Origin of the sequence: Sphaerotilus sp., from assembly GCF_013299175.1 — a bacterium.
Taxonomy (GTDB): domain Bacteria; phylum Pseudomonadota; class Gammaproteobacteria; order Burkholderiales; family Burkholderiaceae_C; genus Sphaerotilus.
Genome location: NZ_JAAFKF010000008.1, coordinates 1 through 22,276, shown reverse-complemented (window position 1 = coordinate 22,276; position 22,276 = coordinate 1). Strand labels below are relative to the sequence as shown.

General features: G+C 65.2%; 21 protein-coding genes. 15 read left to right on the top strand and 6 right to left on the bottom strand.

Translation table 11 applies throughout. The annotated features are described in order from the left end of the window. Nucleotides 1-134: 134 nt before the first annotated feature. From QZW52_RS02675 to QZW52_RS02620, 12 genes are all read left to right on the top strand, one after another. Complete coding sequence (locus QZW52_RS02675) at nucleotides 135-1,598, top strand: mannose-1-phosphate guanylyltransferase/mannose-6-phosphate isomerase (protein ID WP_293994918.1); 1,464 nt, start codon at nucleotides 135-137, stop codon at nucleotides 1,596-1,598. Between the two features lie 56 nt (nucleotides 1,599-1,654). Beyond that, nucleotides 1,655-2,719, top strand: coding sequence for a dTDP-glucose 4,6-dehydratase (gene rfbB, locus QZW52_RS02670; protein WP_293994916.1), 1,065 nt, complete (start codon nucleotides 1,655-1,657; stop codon nucleotides 2,717-2,719). Beyond that, on the top strand, nucleotides 2,716-3,618 hold the full coding sequence (gene rfbD / locus QZW52_RS02665) for a dTDP-4-dehydrorhamnose reductase (RefSeq protein WP_293994913.1): 903 nt from the start codon (nucleotides 2,716-2,718) through the stop codon (nucleotides 3,616-3,618). The genes rfbB and rfbD overlap by 4 nt, the downstream gene beginning before the upstream one ends. A gap of 15 nt (nucleotides 3,619-3,633) precedes the next feature. Beyond that, a complete protein-coding gene (gene rfbA, locus QZW52_RS02660) occupies nucleotides 3,634-4,515 on the top strand; it encodes a glucose-1-phosphate thymidylyltransferase RfbA (protein ID WP_293994911.1) in 882 nt (293 codons plus the stop codon). A gap of 20 nt (nucleotides 4,516-4,535) precedes the next feature. Then, a complete protein-coding gene (rfbC, locus tag QZW52_RS02655) occupies nucleotides 4,536-5,087 on the top strand; it encodes a dTDP-4-dehydrorhamnose 3,5-epimerase (RefSeq protein WP_293994909.1) in 552 nt (183 codons plus the stop codon). Between the two features lie 104 nt (nucleotides 5,088-5,191). Continuing rightward, nucleotides 5,192-7,141, top strand: coding sequence for an SLBB domain-containing protein (locus tag QZW52_RS02650; protein WP_293994907.1), 1,950 nt, complete (start codon nucleotides 5,192-5,194; stop codon nucleotides 7,139-7,141). Continuing rightward, entirely contained in the window at nucleotides 7,078-8,262 is a 1,185-nt protein-coding gene (locus QZW52_RS02645) for a Wzz/FepE/Etk N-terminal domain-containing protein (protein WP_293994905.1), read from the top strand. The genes QZW52_RS02650 and QZW52_RS02645 overlap by 64 nt, the downstream gene beginning before the upstream one ends. A gap of 27 nt (nucleotides 8,263-8,289) precedes the next feature. Beyond that, a complete protein-coding gene (locus tag QZW52_RS02640; RefSeq protein ID WP_293994903.1) occupies nucleotides 8,290-9,465 on the top strand; it encodes an EpsG family protein in 1,176 nt (391 codons plus the stop codon). A gap of 69 nt (nucleotides 9,466-9,534) precedes the next feature. Continuing rightward, nucleotides 9,535-10,374: a glycosyltransferase family protein gene (locus QZW52_RS02635; RefSeq protein ID WP_293994902.1), complete on the top strand. Its 840-nt coding sequence runs from the start codon at nucleotides 9,535-9,537 to the stop codon at nucleotides 10,372-10,374. A gap of 14 nt (nucleotides 10,375-10,388) precedes the next feature. After that, nucleotides 10,389-11,117, top strand: a complete 729-nt coding sequence (locus tag QZW52_RS02630; protein ID WP_293994900.1) for a glycosyltransferase family 2 protein — start codon at nucleotides 10,389-10,391, stop codon at nucleotides 11,115-11,117. Then, nucleotides 11,117-11,866: a glycosyltransferase family 2 protein gene (locus QZW52_RS02625; RefSeq protein ID WP_293994898.1), complete on the top strand. Its 750-nt coding sequence runs from the start codon at nucleotides 11,117-11,119 to the stop codon at nucleotides 11,864-11,866. The genes QZW52_RS02630 and QZW52_RS02625 overlap by 1 nt, the downstream gene beginning before the upstream one ends. 60 nt (nucleotides 11,867-11,926) lie before the next feature. Continuing rightward, nucleotides 11,927-13,180, top strand: coding sequence for an oligosaccharide flippase family protein (locus QZW52_RS02620; protein ID WP_293994896.1), 1,254 nt, complete (start codon nucleotides 11,927-11,929; stop codon nucleotides 13,178-13,180). Here the strand turns inward: QZW52_RS02620 and QZW52_RS02615 are convergent. Continuing rightward, nucleotides 13,146-14,375: an acyltransferase family protein gene (locus tag QZW52_RS02615; protein ID WP_293994894.1), complete on the bottom strand. Its 1,230-nt coding sequence runs from the start codon at nucleotides 14,373-14,375 to the stop codon at nucleotides 13,146-13,148. The genes QZW52_RS02620 and QZW52_RS02615 overlap by 35 nt on opposite strands. A 346-nt stretch (nucleotides 14,376-14,721) precedes the next feature. Here QZW52_RS02615 and QZW52_RS02610 point away from each other — a divergent pair, with 346 nt between their 5' ends. Next, nucleotides 14,722-15,843, top strand: coding sequence for an MraY family glycosyltransferase (locus QZW52_RS02610; RefSeq protein WP_293994892.1), 1,122 nt, complete (start codon nucleotides 14,722-14,724; stop codon nucleotides 15,841-15,843). A 35-nt stretch (nucleotides 15,844-15,878) separates the two neighbouring features. Here QZW52_RS02610 and waaC read toward each other — a convergent pair whose 3' ends face one another. Both waaC and QZW52_RS02600 read right to left on the bottom strand, forming a co-directional pair. After that, a complete protein-coding gene (gene waaC, locus QZW52_RS02605; RefSeq protein ID WP_293994891.1) occupies nucleotides 15,879-16,871 on the bottom strand; it encodes a lipopolysaccharide heptosyltransferase I in 993 nt (330 codons plus the stop codon). After that, nucleotides 16,868-17,518, bottom strand: coding sequence for a DUF4254 domain-containing protein (locus QZW52_RS02600; protein WP_293994890.1), 651 nt, complete (start codon nucleotides 17,516-17,518; stop codon nucleotides 16,868-16,870). The genes waaC and QZW52_RS02600 overlap by 4 nt, the downstream gene beginning before the upstream one ends. Nucleotides 17,519-17,600: 82 nt before the next feature. On the opposite strand from QZW52_RS02600, the gene QZW52_RS02595 reads away from it, so the two are divergent. Together QZW52_RS02595 and QZW52_RS02590 are read left to right on the top strand one after the other, a co-directional pair. After that, complete coding sequence (locus tag QZW52_RS02595; protein ID WP_293994889.1) at nucleotides 17,601-18,548, top strand: glycosyltransferase family 9 protein; 948 nt, start codon at nucleotides 17,601-17,603, stop codon at nucleotides 18,546-18,548. Next, the gene (locus tag QZW52_RS02590; protein ID WP_293994888.1) at nucleotides 18,467-19,639 is read left to right on the top strand and encodes a glycosyltransferase family 4 protein; all 1,173 of its coding nucleotides are present in this window, start codon (nucleotides 18,467-18,469) and stop codon (nucleotides 19,637-19,639) included. Before QZW52_RS02595 ends, QZW52_RS02590 begins: the two co-directional genes overlap by 82 nt. Here the strand turns inward: QZW52_RS02590 and QZW52_RS02585 are convergent. The 3 genes from QZW52_RS02585 to QZW52_RS02575 all read right to left on the bottom strand — a co-directional run. Beyond that, nucleotides 19,631-20,473, bottom strand: a complete 843-nt coding sequence (locus tag QZW52_RS02585; RefSeq protein WP_293994887.1) for a DUF5672 family protein — start codon at nucleotides 20,471-20,473, stop codon at nucleotides 19,631-19,633. The genes QZW52_RS02590 and QZW52_RS02585 overlap by 9 nt on opposite strands. A gap of 41 nt (nucleotides 20,474-20,514) precedes the next feature. After that, the gene (gene xdhC / locus QZW52_RS02580; RefSeq protein WP_293994886.1) at nucleotides 20,515-21,345 is read right to left on the bottom strand and encodes a xanthine dehydrogenase accessory protein XdhC; all 831 of its coding nucleotides are present in this window, start codon (nucleotides 21,343-21,345) and stop codon (nucleotides 20,515-20,517) included. Continuing rightward, nucleotides 21,342-22,276, bottom strand: a 935-nt coding sequence (locus tag QZW52_RS02575) for a molybdopterin cofactor-binding domain-containing protein (RefSeq protein WP_293994885.1), incomplete at its 5' end; no start/stop codon positions are given. The genes xdhC and QZW52_RS02575, both read right to left, overlap by 4 nt.

Here is a 22,276-nt window from a genome sequence, read left to right as displayed (position 1 = left end):
GTTTCTTGGTGTCCGCTGAATAAGGGCCAAACTTTGCACGGCCCGGACCTCCTTGGGCTGCCGATGCGCTGAATTGCCCCGTGCGGTCTGCACAATTCAGGGCATCTATTCACCATCAGGGACACAGGCATCTCATGAGCCAACCTATTTCAGCTTCTTCGCCGATCGCCGTTCAACCCGTCATCATGGCCGGAGGCAGCGGCACCCGGCTGTGGCCGCTGTCCCGCGCGGGCTATCCGAAACAGTTCCTGGTGCTCGGTGACAGCAACCAGAGCCTGTTCCAGGAGGCCGCGGAGCGCCTGTCCGCATTGGCGGCGGCCGACCTGGCGATCGCGGCGCCGCTGATCGTCGGCAACGAGGAGCACCGCTTCCTCGTGCTCGACCAGTTGCGCGAGATCCGCCAGACGCCGCTGTCGGTCGTGCTGGAGCCGATGGGCCGCAACACGGCGCCGGCCCTGACGCTGGCCGCGCTGCAGGCGCTGGAAGCCGGCGCCGACCCGGTGCTCGTGGTCACGCCCGCGGACCAGACCGTCACCGACCCGAGCGCCTACACCGCCGCACTGCAACAGGCCGTGCGTCTGGCCGCCCACGGTGCCATCGCCATCCTCGGCATCACGCCGGACGCGCCCGAAACCGGCTACGGCTACATCCGCACGACCCCGGAACCCGGCGCCGCCCGCGTGGCCCAGTTCGTCGAGAAGCCGGATCTGGAGACCGCCGAGCGGTACCTGCGCGAGGGCGGCTACTTCTGGAACAGCGGCATGTTCGTGCTGAAGGCGTCGGTGTGGATGCAGGCGCTGGAGACCTTCCGCCCCGACATCGCCGCAGCCACCCGCGCCGCCTGGACGGTGCGCAAGACGGACGCCAGCTTCGTGCGCCCCGGCAAGGCCGAGTTCGCGGCCGTGCCGAGCGAGTCGGTGGACTACGCCGTGATGGAGCGTTGCCCCGGCTCGGAGTTCGACATCCGCATGGTGCCGCTGAGCGCCGGCTGGAACGATCTGGGGGCCTGGGATGCGGTGTGGCAAGTGGCCCGCAAGGACGCCAATGGCAACGCCAGCGTCGGCGACGTGATCACGCAGGACAGCAACAACACGCTGGTCCACGCCTCGGGCCGGCTGGTCAGCGTGGTCGGGCTGGACGACGTGGTGGTGATCGAGACGGCCGATGCGGTCATGGTCGCCGACCGCAGCCGCAGCCAGGACGTGAAGAAGATCGTGGCCCAGCTCCACCAGGCTGGCCGCACCGAGCACAACCTGCACCGCAAGGTCCACCGCCCCTGGGGCTGGTACGACAGCATCGACAACGGCCCGCGCTTCCAGGTCAAGCGGATCATGGTCAAGCCGGGCGCCTCCCTGAGCCTGCAGATGCACCACCACCGCGCCGAGCACTGGATCGTGGTCACGGGCACGGCCGAGATCACCAACGGCGACAAGGTGCTGATGCTCACCGAGAACCAGTCCACCTACATCCCGCTGGGACAGGTGCATCGGCTGGCCAATCCGGGCCGGGTGCCGCTGGAGATCATCGAGGTGCAGTCGGGCTCCTACCTGGGTGAGGACGACATCGTGCGTTACGAGGACACCTACGGGCGCAACTGAGTCTCCTGCACAATCGCGCAAACCCCGATTCACCCACCCGTTCAGCAGTTCAGCACATGATCCTCATCACAGGCGCAGCCGGTTTCATCGGCGGAAACTTTGTCCACCACTGGTTCGAGCGCAGTGAAGAACCGGTCGTCGTGCTGGACAAGCTGACGTACGCGGGCAACCCGCAGACGATCGCGGAGCATGTCGAGGCGGGCCGCTGCACGCTGGTGCAGGGCGACATCGGCGACCGGGCGCTGGTCAGCGAGTTGCTGCAGACGCACCAGCCGCGCGCGGTGCTGCACTTCGCCGCCGAGAGCCACGTGGACCGCAGCATCCACGGCCCCGGCGAGTTCATCCAGACCAACATGGTCGGCACGTTCGAGCTGCTCGAAGCGGTGCGGTCGTACTGGGGCGCGCTGGAGGCCGAACCCAAGGCAGCGTTCCGCTTCCTGCACGTCTCCACCGACGAGGTCTATGGCTCGCTGTCCGACACCGACCCGGCGTTTTCCGAGACCACGCCGTACGCGCCCAACAGCCCGTACTCGGCCAGCAAGGCCGGCTCCGACCACCTGGTGCGCGCCTACCACCACACGTACGGTCTGCCGACGCTCACCACCAACTGCTCGAACAACTACGGCCCGTACCACTTCCCCGAGAAGCTCATCCCGCTGATGATCCTGAACGCCCTGGACGGCAAGCCGCTGCCGGTGTACGGCGACGGGCAGAACATCCGCGACTGGCTGTTTGTCCGCGACCACTGCGAGGCGATCCGGCAGGTGCTGGCCAAGGGCCGGCTGGGCGAGGTCTACAACGTCGGCGGCAAGAACGAGATCAAGAATCTGGACGTGGTGCAGGTCATTTGCCGCAAGCTCGACGTGCTGCGGCCGAAGGCCGACGGCACGCTGTACGAAGCGCAGATCGCCTTCGTCACCGACCGCCCGGGCCACGACCGCCGCTACGCGATCGACCCGACGAAGATCGAGCGCGAGATCGGCTGGACGCCGGCCGAGACCTTCGAGTCGGGCATCGACAAGACCGTGCGCTGGTACCTGGAGAACACGCAGTGGATCGACGCGGTGCGCACCGGCGCCTACCGCGACTGGGTCAGCCAGAACTACGGCGAGCGCGCATGAGCGGCCTCAAGATTCTCCTGCTCGGCCAGGGCGGACAGGTCGGCTGGGAACTCCAGCGCGCCCTCGCCCCGCTGGGCGAAGTCGTCGGACTCGACCACGACAGCACCCACCTGCACGGCGACTTCAGCCAGCCCGAGCGGCTCGCCGAGACGGTGGCGGCGGTGCGGCCGGACCTCATCGTCAATGCCGCCGCCCACACCGCCGTGGACAAGGCCGAGAGCGAGCCGGGTCTCGCACGCGCCATCAATGCCACCGCCCCTGGCGTGCTGGCGCGCTGCGCGGCCGAGACCGGCGCGTGGCTGGTCCACTACAGCACCGACTACGTCTTCGACGGCTCGGGCGACCAGCCCCGCCGCGAAGACGCACCCACCGGCCCGCTGAGCGTGTATGGCCAGACCAAGCTCGACGGCGAAGACGCCATCCGCGCCAGCGGCTGCCGCCACCTGATCCTGCGCACGAGCTGGGTCTATGCGGCGCGCGGCGGCAACTTCGCCAAGACCATGCTCCGGCTGGCCGCCGAGCGCGACAAGCTCACCGTGATCGACGACCAGATCGGCGCCCCCACCGGGGCTGACCTGCTCGCCGACCTCACCGCGCAGATGCTGCGCACCGTGATGGCCCAGCCCGATCTGGATCTCTCGGGCATCTACCACGCGGTGGCCGGGGGGCAGACAAGCTGGCACGGCTATGCCAGCTTCGTCATCGAGCAAGCCCGGCGCTTGGGCCGCGAACTGAAGGTGCAGGCCATCGACCCCGTGCCGACCACCGCTTTCCCGACGCCCGCCAAGCGCCCGCTGAACTCGCGCCTCGACACCACCAGGCTGCAGGCCACCTTCGGCCTGCGCCTGCCGCCGTGGCAGCAGGGCGTCGAGCGCATGCTCACCGAAATCCTCGCCTGATCCACTGGAGTTCCCATGCAACGCAAAGGCATCATCCTGGCCGGCGGCTCCGGCACCCGGCTGCACCCGGCGACACTGGCCATCAGCAAGCAGCTGCTGCCGGTCTACGACAAGCCGATGATCTATTACCCGCTGAGCACGCTGATGCTCGCCGGGATCCGCGACATCCTCATCATCAGCACGCCGCAGGACACGCCCCGCTTCGAGGCCCTGTTCGGTGACGGCAGCCGCTGGGGCCTGAACCTGAGCTACTGCGTCCAGCCCAGTCCGGATGGCCTGGCACAAGCCTTCATCCTGGGCCGCGAGTTCGTCGGCGGGCACCCGAGCGCGCTGGTGCTGGGCGACAACATCTTCCACGGCCACGACCTGCAGCACCTGCTCAACAGCGCCACGGCCCGTGGCGACGGCGCCAGCGTCTTCGCCTACCACGTCCACGATCCGGAACGCTACGGCGTGGTGGACTTCGACGCGCAGCGCCGCGCCCTCAGCATCGAGGAAAAGCCCAAGGCGCCGAAGAGCCATTACGCGGTCACGGGGCTGTACTTCTACGACACGCAGGTCTGCGACATCGCGGCGAACATCGCGCCCAGCCCGCGTGGCGAGCTGGAGATCACGGACGTGAACGCGGTCTACCTGAAGCAGGGCCAGCTCCACGTCGAGATCATGGGCCGCGGCTACGCCTGGCTGGACACGGGCACGCACGACAGCCTGATGGAGGCCGGGCAGTTCATCGCGACACTGGAGAAGCGCCAGGGCCTGAAGGTGGCGTGTCCGGAGGAGATCGCCTACCGGCGCGGCTGGATCGACGCCGCGCAACTGGAGCGGCTGGCCCAGCCACTGCTCAAGAACGGCTATGGGCAGTACCTGCAGAAGGTGCTGCACGAGAAGGTCTACTGAACACCCCCACCCTGCACACCATGCACGTCATCCGCACCGCCATCCCCGATGTCCTGATCCTCGAACCCAAGGTGTTCGGCGATGCCCGTGGCTTCTTCATGGAGAGCTACAACCAGAAGGTGTTCAACGAGGCTGTCGGACACGACGTGCATTTCGTGCAGGACAACCACTCGCGCTCGGCCAAGGGCGTGCTGCGCGGGCTGCACTACCAGTTGCCGCCGCACGCGCAGGGCAAGCTCGTGCGCTGCACGCAGGGTGCCGTGTTCGACGTGGCCGTGGACCTGCGCCAGAGCAGCCCGACCTTCGGGCAGTGGGTTGGCGTGGAACTGACGGGCGAGAACCACCGGCAATTCTGGATCCCGCCCGGCTTCGCGCATGGGTTCGTCGTCACCAGCGACAGCGCGGATTTCCTTTACAAGACCACCGATCTCTACGCACCAGCCTGCGAAGGGGCGCTGCGCTGGGATGACCCCGCCGTTGGCATCACCTGGCCCGATCTGGGCATGGCACCGCTGCTGTCGGCCAAGGACGTGGTGGCCCCTGCGCTGGCCGAAGCACGCCGCTTCGCCTGAATCCTTATCGGCGCCTGGACCACTGCGGGCGTTCGGAATCCACCCTCTACAATCGGCGCCGCCCCCGGAACCCTGGGGGCCGCTTCGATCTGGTCCGACGCTCCATGTTTGCTTCTCGCCTGAAATTCCCCTTCTGCCGTCTTGGCGCTGTGGCGCTGCTCACTGCGGCCGCGGCACCCTGGACGCTGGCGCAGACCGCCACGGTACAGACCAACGACTCCAGCGCCACGCCGGCCGCGTCCCAGCCGGCCAATGCCGGTGCAGGCCCCAGCGGCCCGGTGCGCTTGCAGCAATCGTCGGCCGCACGGGGCGCCGCCGCCCGTGCAGGCACCCACGATGGCACGGACGAACGCCTGCGCGACCGCGAGGATCCTGCCGCACAAGATGACGCCGCCGCCTTGCTGACCCGGGCAGGTGCCGTCAGCGTCGATGAGTTCGAAGCCTATGTGCGCAAGCTGGGCTACTCGGGCGTGCAGCGGTTTGGCCAGGAACTCATCACCGGCAAGGCCAACTACGACACGGCCGAGTCCAGCGGGCTGGTGCCGGCCGACTACATCGTCGGCACCAACGACGAACTGCAGATCTCTCTCTGGGGTTCGGTCGATGCCGATCTGCGCCTGCTGGTCGATCGCAGTGGCCGCATCTCGATTCCCCGCGTCGGCACCATCATGGTGGCTGGCGTGCGCTTTGCCGATCTGACCGACGTGATCTCGCGCCGCGTCGGGCAGGTGTTCCGCAACTACCAGATCAGCGTCTCGCTCGGCCAGATCCGCAGCGTGCGGGTGTACCTGACCGGCTACGTGAAGCGCCCTGGCGTGTACACCGTGGGCGGCCTGTCGAGCGTGGTCAATGCGCTGATGCGCAGTGGCGGCCCGGCATCGGCCGGCAGCCTGCGCAGCATCGAGCTGCGGCGCGGCAAGGAAACCGTCACCCGCTACGACCTCTACGACCTGCTGCTCAAGGGCGACCGCAGCGCCGACCGCGTCGTGCAGAACGGCGACGTGATCCACGTCGGCCCGGTGGGCGCACAGGTCGCGCTGGTGGGCAGCGTCAACCGGCCGGCCATCTTCGAGGTCAAGCCCGGAGAGAAGGTGGCGGACATTGTCGCGATGGCCGGTGGTTTCACGGCGGTGGCCGACCGCAGCCGTCTGGCCATCGAGCGGCTCGACGACCGCTCCAAGACCCGCATCACCCAGCTCAGCCTGCCCGAGGACAGTGCGCAACTGCCGGGCAGCGGCGATGTCCTGCGGGCCTTCAGCGCGGTGGATGCCACCCAGCCGGTGGCGCGCCAGAACAAGCGCGTGCGGATCGAAGGGGAAGTGACCAAGCCGGGCGAGTACGTGCTGCCCCCAGGCGTCACCACCCAGATGGCGATCAGCCTGGCCGGTGGACTGACGCCGAACGCCTTTGTCTATGGCACGGAGTTCACGCGCGAGAGCGTGCGCGTGGCGCAGCAGCAGAGCTATGACCGTGCCCTGCGCGACATGGAAACCGAATTCGCCCGCGCCTCGGCGACCCAGCGCGCCATCAGCGCCGACGAGGCTGCGACCTTCGAGCAGCGCAGCACCGCCACCTCCCGCCTGATCGAGAAACTCCGCCAGGTGCGCCCGACCGGTCGGGTCGTCCTGCAGGTGGCGCCAGACGCCAGCACCATCCCGGATCTGCCCATCGAGGACGGCGACCGCGTCTACGTGCCCGCGCGGCCGACCACGGTCAGCGTGTTCGGCTCGGTGTTCAACAGCGGCGCCTTCCTGCTGGACCCCGGCAAGACGCTGGGCGACTACCTGAATCTGGCGGGTGGGCCGACCCGCGGCTCCGATCCGGGCAGCACGTTCGTGCTGCGACCCAACGGCAGCGTGCTGAGCCAGCTCCAGCAAGCGTCGCTTTTCGGGCTGGTGGGCGGTGTGACCAAGGTCAAGGCCGAGCCGGGTGACACGGTGTTCGTGCCGGAGATGATGAACAAGACGACCTGGGTGCAGGATTTGAAGGAATGGACGCAGATCCTTTACCAGTTTGGTATTGGGGCGGCGGCGTTGAAGACGTTGAAGAACTGACCACCCTTATGAAAAATCCAGCGCAGCGTTCCGACGCCTTCGACGATGCCGATGAGGGCGCCGGCTTGGTCGAGCTTGCGGGCATGGTCGGGGCGCAATGGGCGCGTGTGCTGTTGGCCTCGGTCGTGTGTGGCGCACTGGGGTTCGGCGGCGCCATGCTCATCCCACCGACCTTCACCGCACGCTCTCTGATCATGCCGCCCCAGCAGCAGCAAAACATCGCTGCAGCGGCCCTCGGCTCGCTTGGCGCCCTTGCCGGGCTGGCCGGTGGCATCAGTGTCAAGAACACAGGCGATCAGTATGTCGCGCTGCTGCAGAGCACCACGGTTTCCGATCGGGTCATCGAGCGGTTCAAATTGAAGGACGTGTACGACGAGTCCTACATGGTGGATGCCAGAAAGGAGCTGCTGAAAAATGTCCTCATCCAGATCGGGAAAAAAGACGGGCTGATTTCGATTGAAGTCGATGACCACAGTCCCCAGCGTGCTGCGGAGATGGCGAATTACTACATCGAGGAGCTGCGCGGACTCACCAATACCCTGGCCGTGAGCGAAGCCCAGCAGCGCCGTGTTTTCTTTGAGAACAAACTCAAGGAAGCCAAGATCAAGTTGGCCGAAGCCCAGATTTCCTTGCAAGCGAGTGGGTTCGGTGCCGGTGTTCTGATGGCCGAGCCCCGTGCGGCGGCCGAGGGATATGCCAAGCTCAAGGCCGAAGCCACCGCAGCGGACATCAAGCTGCAAACCCTGCGAAGGGTATTGGCCGACGGTGCGCAGGAAGTGGTTGTGCAGCAAGCCCAGCTAACGGCATTGCGCGCCGAGCTGACCCGTCTGGAGCAGAAAGAGCCTGCACGTGGCGATGCCGATTACATCAACCGATACCGCGACTACAAGTACCAGGAAACTCTGTACGACCTGTATGCCAAGCAATATGAGCTGGCGCGTGCTGACGAAAGCCGGGAAGGTGCGCTGATTCAGGTGGTCGATGTGGCAGCTCCTCCCGAGAAAAAAAGTAAACCCCGTCGCGGCTTGATCGCGTTGGCGGCGGCTGTCGTGGCCGGGTTGGCCATGGCCAGCCGGGCCGTGGTGCAGGGTTTGCGCCGGAAAAATGCGCAGCTTGCCTGAGACTGCCCTGCCGCGGCGTGCAGTGCGATGATCTACATCACCGTGTTTGCCCTCATGGCTGCGGTCATGGGTGCGCAGTACCGCCGCATATCCGCGCAGGCACTGGGGGTTATCTTCGCCATGCTGCTGGCGACGATGGCCGCCCTGCGCGGACCCCAGGTTGCGGAAGATTTTCTGGTCTACGAAACTTGGTACACCTACCGAGGTGATGATGCTGGGTTTCTGGAGCGACCTGTTCTGTTCGAGGCGCTCTATTTTCTGCTGAACGATGCGTTTGCTTCGGCGCTGTTGCCATTCAGGGTATTTGTTTGGGTGCTTGCATTCTTGGCAGTGTTTTTGAAGCTCAACGCCATTCAGTGGTTTTCTCGCAGTGGCTGGGCCACTGCCGCGGGGGTTCTGACCTACACGCTGACGTTTTTCCTGCTGCATGAGTTCACGCAGATTCGAGCGGGTTTGGCTGTTGCGATTGTGTTTTATGGACTGCGGTATCTCTACCGCGGTGAGCATCTAAAATTTCTTGGGGCCATTGTCTTGGCCATCGGGTTTCACAGCTCTGCACTGATCTTTCTGGTGTTCCTGCTGCCTGTTCAGGGCCGGGCGGCGGGTTGGATAGACAAGGTGTTGCTGGGCTTGACCACCGTGCTGTTCGCCTTTGCTGCGCGCGGCATCGCGCCCGGCAGTGTCTTGTTGAATCTGCTGGCGGGGCTGGACCCGCGCATTGCGCTGTATGTGACGTTCTCGGAAACCACCAACGCCGAAGCTGCCAATCCACTGGCGGTGCCCGCGCTGATGCTGTTTGTGCTGGCCCTGTCGTTGGCACGTGTCGAAATACCGATATTTCACGCTTCGCGTGGTGGATTCCGTCTGCACTGGCGCGGCGGCTGGCGCCGACGCTTGACTGAAACACCCGTGAAGCAATCTCCGGTGCCGCTGTCACGGGACGTCTGGATGCTCGTTCTCGGGCGGCGCGGAATTCTATTTGGCCTGATTTTTTTGATCTCCCTGGCGCCGGTCAAGGAACTGGCCCTGCGGCTGTTCGAGATCAACATCGTGTTCTTGCCACTGATGGCGACCTGTCTGTTTGCCAGTCGTCGAAAATACTTCGCGAAATGCATGGTCATGGGATGGGTTCTGGCCACGGCCTATGTGTATGTCGTGCGTGATGAGGGATTGGTCAGAAGCTACTCGGTGTTTTTCCTGTGATGATCGGGATATCTTTGAAAGAACAAGCAAGTGACTCTTGATGGTACGGATGGAGAAAACTGCGAAAAATTGCTGGCGGTGATCGTCCTCTACAACAGGACGTTGCAGCAGGTGCCGTGCGGTGTGCAGATTCTGCGCTGGCTGGATACCCATCAGTTGGCGCATTGTCTGGTGTATGACAACAGTGTGATCGACCATGCCCGAATGGGTATTCCAGTGCAGGAAAATATCGGGTATATCCACGATCCTGCCAATGGCGGCACCCGCCGTGCATACCACCGCGCCCTTGAGGAAGCAGAACGCAACGGCTGCCGCTGGGTTTTGTTCTTGGACCATGACACACATCTGCCGGTGGATTTTCTCGACGCGACGGCTGCTGCGCTCAGCTCTGCCGGGGCGGATGCGCCTCGCTGCGCGGCGATCGTGCCAGAAATCAAGGATGGGGCTGTCGCTATCTCACCCTCCCGCATCACTGGCTATGGGCGAGTGATGCAATGGTCCCGCGCAGCGCCCAGGACGGCGGGTGAATTGACCGCCATTTCATCGGCCACCGTGGCACGGGTTTCCGCGCTGAAGAGATTGGTGCCGTTCCCGGCGGAATTCTCGCTCGATTATCTGGATCACTGGATATTTCGAGAGATTCAACGGCATGGGGGTATGATACTGGTTTCCAATGCCTTGGTGGCGCACTCCCTGTCCGTGCAGGATCTGGGTAGCATCGGGGTCAGCCGGTACCAGTCCATTCTGGCGGCAGAGGACTTTTTTCTGGCTTCCGGGGTAAGCTATTCTCGCTGGAAATACCTGCTCTGGCAGTCGGCACGAACAGCCAAAATGCTGGTGCGGGTGCGGCGATTGGATTTGTTTGGTGTTTGTGTTTCGATGCTGCTGAAGGTGGGGAGGGTTCGATGAAGGTATCCGTCGTGATGGCAACCTACAACGGTCTGAAATACTTGCCGATACAGATCGATACGGTCGTTGGCCAGTTGCAGCTTGGAGACGAGTTGGTGGTGGTGGACGATGCTTCCTCCGATGGCACGGTGGATTACATTCGATCACTGCAGTCCCGCTTCATCCGGCTGATCGAAAATCCAGCCAACCAAGGTGTTTTTGCTTCGTTTGAGACCGGCCTTCTGGCAGCCACGGGGGACGTGATTTTCTTGTGTGATCAGGATGACGTCTGGCTGCCGGGAAAGAGGGATACCATGACCGCGTGCTTCGATGCTGATGCGTCGGTCCAGGTGGTGATATCGGATGCCCAGCTGGTTGATGGGCAAGGGCATGTGTTTGCCCCTTCGTTCATGGCTACGCGTGGTGGCTTTCATGGCAGCATTTGGAGTACCTTGGTCCGCAACCGATACCTTGGCTGCGCGATGGCGATACGCCGCGATCTGCTGCGGGCTGCCTTGCCAATCCCGAAGCGCGTGCCCATGCACGACATGTGGGTCGGTGCGCTTGGCACGCTGCTCGGGCGGGTGGATTATGTCGATCGCCCCTTGATTCAATATCGACGGCACGGCGGAAACGTCAGTCCTTCTACTCCCCAGGGAATTCTGCAGATGGTCCGCTGGCGCTTGACCCTGGCATGGCTGCTGGCGATACGCATGGTCCGTGTTGGGATGGGTTCCCGACTTGCCGTCAGGCCGGAGCAATGATGCTAAAAATCTCTGTGGTCACGGCTGTTTTCAACAAGCATGACACGGTTGCTGGTGCGCTGGATTCCTTGTTTTCGCAGACTTATTCGGGTGTTGAATCCGTCGTCATCGATGGAGGCTCATCGGACGGCACACTGGCCGTGTTGGAAAAATACCGCGACCGTGTGGCCGTGCTGGTGAGCGAGCCCGATGGTGGCATTTACGATGCACTGAATAAGGGCATCGCGAGATCCAGCGGCGACGTGATCGGCTTTTTGCACGCCGACGATGTTCTCGCTGACGCCCAAGTACTCCAGCGCATTGCCATTGCATTCGAAGATCCCCAAGTCGATGCTGTGTATGCCGATCTGAAGTATGTGAAACATGACGATGTGAACCGGCAGGTCAGGTATTGGCGATCAAGGGAATTCACGCCCGCACTGCTGCGCCGGGGCTGGATGCCACCGCATCCGACATTTTATGTGCGCCGAGCAGTCTATGAACAAATGGGAGGCTTTGATACAAGGTATCGTATTGCGGCCGATTATGATTCAATTCTGCGATTTTTTGGGTCGAAGAATTTCTTCTCTTGCTATATTCCGCACGTGCTGGTTCTAATGCGCACAGGCGGGGCGAGCAACCGGTCGTTGCGCAACATTATTCTGAAGTCGCGCGAAGACTATAGTGCCTTGCGGCGCAATCGTGTTGGCGGACTGCTGACGCTGGTGAGCAAGAATTTGAGCAAGCTTGGGCAATTTTTCTTGCGCTGATCCATCCAATTCAGTGGGTGCTGGTCAATGAATGGGGAATGATGTGAAGCGACATTGCGCATGAAATTGCCACTGGAAAACATCTTGTTTTCGGCGCTGAAAATCGTCGTTAACCAGATACTACCGATCATTATTTTGCCGTATCTGATGAAACGCTTGGGCGATCACCAGTTCGGTTTGATGATGATTGCGCAGACAGTTTCTTTGTTCGGCGTGGCCACTGTTGAGTATGGATTCAACCTCACCGGAGTGCGCCGGGTGGTCATGATCGGACCGGATCGGGTGCAATTGCTGCACTTGTTCCGCGACATCAACCTCGTCAAACTGCTGTTTTGTTTGGCTTGTGTACTGCTGTTCAGTCTGTTCAGGCTGGTGTCGTCTGCTTCGGCGGATTTGCTGCTGGCCATCGCTTGCAGTTTTCTGACGGTGTTGGGTGCTGCGTTGCAGCCGAACTGGTTTTTCATGGGGCTGGAGCGGTTCAGGGTGATTTCACTCTCGCAGGTGGCTGCGCGTGCAGTTTGCCTGCTCTCCATTTTTTTTGTTGTCGCCGGACCGCAGGACTATTTGCCCGCATTGGTGCTGTTCTTCTTGCCGACACTGCTGTCGGCAGGGATTCAGCTGGTGTTTTGCCGGCAATTTTTTTCTGGCATGGGTGCTGTCCGGCACCGTTTTCGTCTAGCGCACCTCGTGCGCTGTGCGGTAGACGGTGTCGATATCTACATGGGACAGATGGCCGCCACGCTGTTTGCCAGTGTCAACACGCTGGTGTTGGGGCTGGTGTCGGGGCCAGCGGATTCCGGCCGGTATGCGTTTGCCGAGAAGCTCATGCGCGGGCTGGCTGTTCTGTCTACGCCGATCACCGAAGCCATTTTTCCGCGTGTCGTGGCGGGATTGGAGTCGAATCTGTCGGGCGCACTCCGCTTTCTGAGCAGGATATTGGCGTGGGGGGTGGTGGCGTATGGCGTGGGTGCTGTGGCCGCCTATGTATTCTTCGATGCAGCCATGGCGCTGCTGGCCTTGCAGCGGGGCTCTGACATCAAGCAGATATTCGCTGTCATCGCGATCGTGCCTGCGCTCATTTTTTGCAACAATATCTGTGGAACCCAGGTAGTGCTTGGATTGGGCCATGCGCGCCTGTATCGCAACGTGGTTCTAGTCTCCGGGCTGGCATTGGTGGCTTGGTCGGCGGCGCTGGTGATGGCGTGGGGCGTTCAGGGGGCGGCTTGGGCCTTGTTGCTGGGCGAGATCGGAATTTGTGCCGGCATGGTGTGGGCCAGTCTCAAGGTGGTCCGATATCCCTGGATTTGGCGGTAAGCGGCTTTGTCATGGCGGCGGGGGCAGGGGCTTTTCGCCGGATCCAGGCCACCACGGCCGGCGTGGCCTGCTGGGCGGGTTTCTCGATCCAGCGGCTGGCAGCGTAGCTCAACAGGATCAGCGGCACGGACAAACCCACCACCAGCGTCCAATGTTCCGCCTCTGACCAGCGGGCCATTTCCGACCAGCCGACCAGCCAGTGGAAGACGAAAGACAGAAGCAACCCGTGCAGCAGGTACAGGCTGTAGGCCATTTCCCCCAGTATCCGGGAAGGTGCGGCCGACAGGATACCGAACAGGTCATTGCCGCAGGCCATCAGGATGAACGCGGTGGACAGCAGCACCAGGGCTGGTGGCGTGTAAGCAGTCGGAGTCCATTTGACCGCCAGTCCCAGGCAGAGCAGTACGATCAGCCCAGTCCACCGCAGGCGGGAAAATCGGCAAATGGTTTCGTTGCGGACAGCATACGCGGCGAGTACGCCACCTAAAAATGGCAGCAATCTCAGGTCCAGATGCCAGACCGCTTTGAATAACAGGACATTGAGAAAGCCAAACAGCAGCCAGCCTCGCGAGGGGTTTTGTTTGCGCAAGAGGAAGGCCAGTGCAGGCAGACCAAGGTAAAACCACCATTCGTATGGCAGAGACCATGTGACGCCCGCCATGAGCCTGTTGGCATGGGGCAAACTGTTCACCGATTCACCCCGAGGTACTGTGAAGATCAGCCAGTTGAGGACTTCAGTCCATAATTGGCGCGTTGACACACGCAGCGTCCAGTCCGTCAGGGCCCAGGCCATCAGCCAGAGGATCGCCACGGCCACTGCGTACAGTGGAAACAGGCGCATCACCCGTGCGACGTACAGTCGCACCCAGTCGATCGGACGGTGCTGGCTGTCCAGGATCTTGCCCGTGAAGAGGAATGCCGTGATCATGAAGAACAGCGCCACGCTGCTGTCGCCGAAATGCCGGTACAAGTTTGACGTGGGTGTCGTCCAGGTGTGTTGGTGTAATTGAACAAACCAGATACTGCCGTGATGCAGAAATACAAAAAAGGCAAGGAAGCCTCTGAGGCCATCGATTGCCGTATGGCGCTCTCTGTCTGCAGGCAGGGATTGACACTTGGCGAGCAGTCCCGTGGTGCCCAGTGCCAGTGCCAAGGCTGCTACTGCGATCCAGGGGTTATAGAGATCCAGCGCCATGCCATCCTGGTCTTTGATTTTTGATGAATCGGGAATGCGCCCATTTGTTAGCGCATTTTTGCTGCAGCATTTTATACGAACCGTGCAGGTGTTCCCCTTGGCCTGTGTTACGGCGGGTCGCGGTCGTGGTCGCAAGCCATGTGGAACGGCTGTGTTTCACCGGGGACGGTTGGTGATGCAAGCGTGAAGTTTCTTTTATTTACAAAATTTCACTTGCGGATAAGAAATTTTTAATCTTGTAAGCGTGAGTTCTGTCACACACACGGACTCGGCTTCTTGTTAGAACAGCAGACTGTCGGGTGTAACCCTGAACTCTTGGGGCTTGCCGACGCTAGGAGTGGATGCCATGTTGCTTTTGATCTGTGCCTTTGTGTTCTCCTTCCTCGCTACCTTGCTGGTGGTGCGCTCGGCTGCCCACCATGGACACCTGTCGGGCGACACGGACAAGGCGCAGCCCCAGAAATTCCATGCCCATGCCGTGCCCCGCATTGGTGGGGTGGGCATCGTTGTCGGGGTACTGGCGGGTGGGGCGGCGGCGTTCTTTTCGAAGACCGAGGGGCTGGCCCTGCTGGTGGCGCTGGGCGCCTGCGGCCTTGTCGCGTTCGCGGCGGGGCTGATCGAGGACTTCACCAAGCGCGTCACTCCCAAGCAGCGCTTGCTGGCAACGGTGGCTGCGGCTGCGTTGGCGGTGTGGCTGGCCGACGCGATCATCTCCCGTACCGGCATTCCGGGGTTCGACAACCTCATGGTCGTGGCCGGCTTTCCGCTGATGCTCACGCTGCTCGCAGTGGCGGGCGTAGCCAATTCGGTCAACATCATCGACGGGTTCAATGGATTGGCGTCGATGTGCGTGGCCATCATGCTGGCGGCATTGGCCTATGTGGCGTTCCAGGTCAATGACTACACCATCATGCATTGCGCCCTGATCTGCCTGGGTGCCGTGCTGGGCTTTTTCGTCTTCAACTACCCGCTGGGCCTGATCTTTCTGGGGGATGGAGGCGCCTACTTTCTCGGCTTCTGGGTCGCGGAACTCGGCATCCTGCTGGTCCACCGCAACCCGGCGGTGTCACCAGTGTTCCCGCTGCTGCTGTGCGCCTACCCGATCTTCGAAACGCTGTTCACCATGTACCGCCGCCGCGTGATCCGTGGCCGTCCGGTGGGCCTGCCCGATGCCACCCACCTGCACAGCCTGATCTACCGCCGCCTGATGCGCTGGGCCATCGGCAAGCGCGATGCGGCGAACCTGCTGCGCCGCAATTCGATGACTTCACCCTACCTGTGGGCGTTGTGCTCGATGTCGGTGGCACCGGCCGTGCTGTGGTGGGACGACGGGCAGGCCCTGTCGGTCTGGCTGCTGCTGTTCTGCGCGTCGTATCTGGTGATCTACCGCGCCATCGTCCAGTTCCGCACTCCTCGCTTCCTGCTGCGCAAGGCGGACCACTGGGCTGCGCCGGTCGAGGAACACTGACGGAAGGGCGACACCTCCGGGTGTCTGTCGCCGGCTCAGGTGTGGTCGCCGCCCAGCCGCAGGTGCTGGTCCAGTTGCGCCAGGATTTGAGCGCGTGCCGGCCGCAAACCCTTGCCGCCAAAACTGGCCACCTGCCCGGCGCCGGTGATCCCCGCCAGCCCCGGTGCGTGGTCGCAGTAGATGCCGATCGTTGGCCGGCCGAGTGCCGCCGCGAGGTGCGAGAACCCGGTGTCCAGCCCGACGACCTGCCGGGCATGGTGCAGCACCGCTGCGGTGTCCGCCACGGTCAGAAAAGGAGGCACCGTGCCACCGCAGCCTGACGCGATGCGGTCGGCGCGTGCGTGTTCTTCGGGACTGCCCCACAGGATCACCGGCAGCAGCCCCGCCGCACGCAGGTGCAGGCCCAGCGCGATCCAGTCCTCCTCGGGCCAGAGTTTCTCGGGACGGCTGGCGCAGGGGATGAGCACGGCATACGGCTGCGGCACCTGCCACTGACCGGGTGGCGGTGCCAGTCCGAAATCGGGCGGCGTGTCCGGCAGCGCGTAGCCCAGACTGGCCGCCGCCAGCCGGCGGCAACGCTCCACCGCCTGCAGATCGCGGGGCACCGCAAAACGGTCCCTGTAAAACCAGGCGGCGGCCGGCTCGCGGATGCTGGCCGCGTCGTACCCCGCCAGCGGTCCGCGTGCCTGCTTGGCCCACAGCACGCTCTTGAGCAGCCCCTGCAGGTCCAGCACCAGATCAAACGGCGCACGCCGCAGCTCGTCCCGAACGCGGCCGATCGCCGCGCGCGTCTCGGCGCGCCAGAGGGTCTTGCGCCATTTGCGCCAGGCGATCGGCACGACCTGGTCCACCCCAGGGTGCAGCCCGGGAATGGCCGCGAACGGCGCCTCGACCAGCCAGCTCACCTCCAGCCCGGGATCGGCCCGCCGCATGTCGCTGACCGCCGGCAGGGCATGGACCACATCCCCCATCGACGAGGTCTTGACGATCAGCACCCGCCTGCGCAGTGGGACTGCGGCCGTGGTCATGCGCCAGCGGCCTTGGCTTCCTTCACCAGCTCGGGATTGAAGCGTGCGTCGTTGTACATCTTGAACTGGCGGTACACCTTGAAGTACGCCTGCCCGGCCTGCGCCTGGGCGATCAGGGCTTCCAGGCAGTCCCCCAGGTCGGCGCGCTGCTGCTGCAGGCGCGCCAGCCGCTCCTGGGCGCTGGCAATGTGGTCGGCCGCCACGTCCTGGCGCTGCGTCTGGGCCTGCATGGCGTGGATCTTCAGGGCCATGATCGACATGCGGTCGATGATGCTGCCGGCGGTCTCGCTGTTCAGCCGCGCGCCTGCGGGCACGGTCGAGCGGGGGGCGGGGGTGTGGACCGTCTCCGGGTCCACCAGCCCGAGGGCCAGCAGCAGGATCTCGTCGATGCGCTCGGTGGCGTCGTTGCGGGCCTGGTTGAAGCCGTCGATGGCACGCTTGTTGGCGGCGATCTCCTGCGCCTCGACGGTGGTGCGGCGGGCCAGGTCTTCCTCGGCCCAGAGCCGGCTGTTGAAGCGGTGGTTGGCCTGGATCCACTGCCAGAGTCCGCTGTCCGGCGGCGGCGGCTCGGTTTGCGGCCAGCCAGCGGTGGCGAGCAGGCCGTCGTGGCGGGCCGCGACGCTGGCCCGCGTGGGCAGGGCGGGCAAGGAAGACCGGGTTGTCAGGGGCTGGTGCATGGCAGAATGCAATAAGTATTCCATGCATTATCACCCCTGAATTCACGTCAAGATGCCCGTCAAGATGGCACCACGTCCGCTGGTCGTCCGGCTGCGCAACTGGGTCGGCGATGTCGTCCTCGGCGTTCCCGCCCTGCAGTTGCTGCAGTCCCATGGGTACGACCTGCACCTGGTCGGCAAGGGTTGGGCGCCGGCCTTGCTCGCCGGGCAGGGCTGGCCTGTCCATGTCCGCCCCGCAACGCTGCGCGGACGCGTGGCCCAACTGCGCACCCTGCGACAACAAGCCTGTGTGGCCGATCCCGGCTTCGATCGCCGCGAGAACATGCTGGTGCTGCCCACGGCGTTTTCCGGCGCGCTGGAGGCACGACTGGCGGGTCTGCATGCGGTCGGTTATGCGCAGGAGGCCCGCGGCTGGCTCCTGGCCCGCAGCGAGCCGATCACCTATGGCGGACATGCGCTGACCAGCTACTGGGAACTGGTTTGCCGGTTCCTGCGCATCGAGTTGCCTGCGCCGGCCAGCATCGACCTGCAGACCGCACCACCCGACCAGCAGCAAGCCGATGCGCTCATCGCGGCAGCCGGTCTGAAACCCGGTTTCATCGTCATCTGCCCCTTCGCGGGCGGCCTGTTCGAGAAGCAGGACAAGACCTGGCCCGCCTTCCCCGCCCTGACCCGCGCCCTGCTCGCCAGCGGCCGGCAGCTCGTGGCCTGCCCTGGGCCGGGCGAAGAGACGACCGTGACCCGCGACCACCCCGGCGTCACCTTGCTGCCCGGCGTCAGGCTGGGGGTCTATGGCGGACTGCTGCGGCGTGCCGGACTGGTGGTCTCCAACGACACCGGCCCGGCCCATCTGGCGGCGGCCGTGGGCGCGCCCGTGCTCAGCGTGCTGGGGCCGACCAAGCCCGAGCAGTGGGCACCATGGGGTCCGCAAGTCCGCACCGTGCGCCGCTGGCCCGAGTGGCCGACGGTGGACGAGGTGCTGGCGGCAGCGGCGAGATGACGCCCGTGCGGCACATCGGCCTGGGCCTGGGCCGCATCCGGCATTGGCACGACGGTCTCGGCGAGTTCTCCCGGCAGTTGGGCCATGCGCTGGCCGAGCAGGCGCCGAGATTGGCGCAGGAACACGCCTGGCGCCTGCACTTCCACCTGCCCAGGCGCTGGCACGGCGTGTTCGGTGATGCGGTCGGCTACCTCGACACCGACACGACCCAGCGTTGGCTCCATGTGCAATGGCCGGTGCGCGGGGTGCGCTTCGACCTCTGGCACACGCTGCACCAGCACAACCGGCTGCTGGCCCCGACCGGGACGCGCCGGCAGATCGAAACGGTCCATGACCTGAATTTCCTGCACGCCAAAGGCCCCGACAAGATCGACCGCTACCGCCGCATCCTGCAGCGCCGGCTGCAGCAGCGCGACGCTGCCATCGCCATCACCCACCATGTCGCGGCCGATCTGGCCCGCGAGCTGCCCGCGCTGGCGACGCCGGTGCGGGTGATCCACAACGGTGCCACCGACCTGACCGGGGTGCTCCAGACGCCCCCGGCGGCCTGGGTGGAGGGGCCATGCGCTGCAGGGTTCCTGCTCCACATCAGCCGCATGGCGCCGACCAAGAACATCGAGGCGCTGCTGGCGCTGGCCGCCGCCTGGCCGGAGCAGACGCTGGTGCTGGCGGGGGCGTCCAGCCCGTACACCGACACCGTGCGGCGGCAGGTGGCCGAGCGCGGGCTGTCGAACGTGCGCTTCCACCTGGATCTGGACGAGGGCACCAAGGCGTGGCTCTACGCGCACTGCCGCGCCTTCCTCTTTCCGTCGTTCGCCGAGGGTTTCGGTCTGCCGCCGATCGAGGCGATGCATTTCGGCAAGTCCGTCTTCCTGTCGCGCCTCACCTCGCTGCCGGAGGTCGGGGGCGACGTGGCGCATTACTTCGACGGGTTTGACGGCGCTGCGATGCGGGCCGTGGTCGAGGCAGGGCTGTGGCAAGACGCGGCACCCGGCCGGGCCGACGCGATCCGCCACCACGCCCGCTGTTTTTCGTGGACGCGGTGCGCGGCCGAGTACCTGCGGCTGTACGCCGAGCGCCTCTCAGGCTGACCAGCCCAGGCGCCGGGCGACGCGCAGCGCGGCCAGCCTGACCTGCAGTTGCCGCGTGCGGCGGTCGTGCTGGCCGGCACGCAGCCGCCGGTCCAGCACGCGGGCGGCGTCGTCCAGCCGGCGGTCCTGCAGCAGGGCGCGGCAGAGGTCGCGTGCGTCCATGCCGACGAACATCGGGTCCGGCAGCGTGTCGATCAGCGCGTGCAGCGCGGCCGGCGACAGCGCCCGGTGCAGGTTGAACATCCCGTGGAAGCCGAACGTCGGTCCCGGGGACGGCACGCGCTCATGGGCGAAGCGGGCCGCGAGGGCTGGCGGCGCGAACCGGATGCCATGCGCCTGCTCCAGCAACACGCGGTGGTCCTGGCAGATGCAGGTGTCTTCCGGATGGGTCGGGGTGATGCGCGTGTCCTCCAGCGCCTCCAGCAGCCGCCGTGAACGCAGCGAGAACCCGCCGTTGCCCACGCTGCGGTGCGGGGGTTCGTCGCGCAACAGGGCGCCGATGTAGTCGTAGTCCAGGAACTCCGGCGTCCACTGCGTCGCATCCAGGATGAAGCCGTCCCACTGGACCACCAGCAGGTGCGGCGTCCGCACATGGGCGAGCAGGCCCCGGAGCATGAACTGCGAATACTCGGGCACCGACCGGATCGCCACCGGCAGCGCCTCGATGCCGTCCGGCAGCGGGCCGGCTGCGGTGGCCGCATCGGTGAACAGCAGGGTGCGGGCGAAACGCGCCTGGGTCCGGCACCGGTGCAGGGCTTGCAGGGCCAGGGCCGGGGTGCGGTTGTCCACGCAGACCAGCGTGACCCCGGGCAGGTCGAGGGTGGGGTGTGCCATCGCGTCGGTGTGTGTGGTCGTGTGTCGGCAGGGCGGCGATTCTAGGGCGACGCCGCGGCCGGACGGCGCGCCGGCAAGCACAGCAACTGCGCCACGACCGCCAGGGCCAGCACCGCCGGCTCCTTGCCGGTGATGCCGGCCAGCCCGATCGGGCACGTCATCCGCGCCAGCACGTCGCCGGGCAGGCCGCGTTCCTCGAACCGGCGCAGAAACCGCGCCCGCTTCGTCGCACTGCCGATCAGCCCGCAAAACCCCGCATCCCCCCGCCGCAGGACCGCTTCGGTGACGCGCTCGTCGAGGTCATGCCGGTGCGTCATCACGAGGAAGAATGCGCCTGGCGGCGCCAGCGCCACCTCCGCTTCCGGGGTGTCCGCGCACACCCGTTCGATGTGCGGCGGCTCGGCGCCGGTCAGCGCCGGGAATTCGTTCTCGCGCGCGTCGATCCATTGGACATGGCAGTCGATGTCGGCCAGCAGCTTCGCGGTGGCCCGCCCGACATGGCCGGCGCCGTGCAACTGCAGGAAGAAGCGCGGCGGCGGCACGGGCCAGTCCGCCAGGGACGCTTCGGACAGCGGCTGCAGCCGCAGCACGATCCGCCCGCCGCAGCACTGCCCGAGCGCCGGCCCGAGCGGCAGGTCCAGGTCCGTTGGCGCCAGGGGGGTCTGGCGCAGGCGCTCGCGTGCGGCGGCGATCGCCCGCCATTCGAGGTGTCCGCCACCGACCGTGCCGAGCACGGCGTCCTCGGCGACGACCATGCGCGTGCCGGCCTCGCGCGGGGTCGAACCGTGGTGCGACAGGATCTGTACCTCGATGGCGCGCCGCCCCTGCGCGAGCCAGCGCCGCGCCTGTGCTTGCAGCGCGCCCGGCGTCATGCGGCCGGTACCGCCTGGACGACTTCGACCGCGTCGAGGATCGCCTCGCTGGTCGCAGGCGCCCGCAGCGGCGGATCGACCCGGTGCCCGCCCACCGCCGAGACCGCATCCCGGATCGCCAGGAACACGCTGAACGACAGCAGCAGCGGCGGCTCGCCGACCGCCTTGCTGCGGTGGATGCTGTCGGCCGGATTGCGGTGGTCGTAGAGCCGGACGTTGAAGGTACCCGGCGCCACCGGCACATCGTTGGCGGTCGGGATCTTGTAGGTGCTTGGCGCGTGGGTCAGCAGCAGGCCGGCATTGCGCGAGCCATCCACCGGCTGCCAGCGCAGTTCCTCGGTGGTCAGCCAGCCCATGCCCTGCACGAACGCGCCCTCGATCTGGCCGATGTCCACGGCAGGGTTCAGCGACGCGCCGACATCGTGCAGCGCGTCGGCCCGCAGCAAGCGCCACTCGCCGGTCAGCGTGTCCACGATGACTTCGCTCAGCGCCGCGCCGTAGGCGAAGTAGTAGAACGGCTTGCCCTGCAGCGTGTCGCGGTCCCAGTGCAGGCCGGGGGTGGCGTAGAAACCGTCGCTCCAGAGCTGCACGCGGGCGGTGTAGGCCAGTGCGACCAGCTCGGTGAACGGCATCGACTGCTCGCCTGACGAGACCACGCCATCGCCGAAACGCACCGTGTCGGCGCTGACCTGCCAGCGTGCGGCGACGCACTGCGCCAGCCGGGTGCGGACCTGCCGGGCGGCGTCCTGCGCGGCCTTGCCGTTGAGGTCGGTGCCGGTGGAGGCGGCGGTGGCGGAGGTGTTGGCGACCTTGTGCGTGTCGGTGGCGCTGACCCGCACGCGCTCGAAGGCGATGCCGAGTTCGTGCGCGACGACCTGCGCGACCTTGGTGTTCAGCCCCTGGCCCATCTCGGTGCCGCCGTGGTTCACGA